The 245-nt window shown below is 70.6% G+C and carries 1 protein-coding gene; it reads right to left on the reverse strand.

Annotated features, from left to right (window positions below; genetic code table 11):
• A partial coding sequence (locus ACQG3P_RS21845; protein ID WP_426806221.1) for a rhodanese-like domain-containing protein occupies window positions 1-245 on the reverse strand: 245 nt, incomplete at both ends.

Raw genomic sequence — 245 nt, forward strand, 5'->3', positions numbered from 1 at the left:
GCGCCGCCGTGGACGGACGCGATGTGGGTGTAGCCGAGATCGAGCAGGGCCCGCGCGGCGTCCATGGAGCGCTTGCCGCTCTGGCAGAACAGCAGGATCTCGCGGTCAAGCGCCGGGAGCTGCGTGCTGGCTTCGCGCAGGATATCGCCCTGCGCGATTCCCCTTGCGCCCTCGGCCATGCAGGTAGCGCGCTCGTGCGGTTCACGCACGTCGTTCAGCAGCGCGCCGTGGAGGGTGCGTTGGCG

It is taken from the genome of Stenotrophomonas sp. SrG (assembly GCF_050031795.1).
GTDB classification, from domain to species: domain Bacteria; phylum Pseudomonadota; class Gammaproteobacteria; order Xanthomonadales; family Xanthomonadaceae; genus Stenotrophomonas; species Stenotrophomonas rhizophila_A.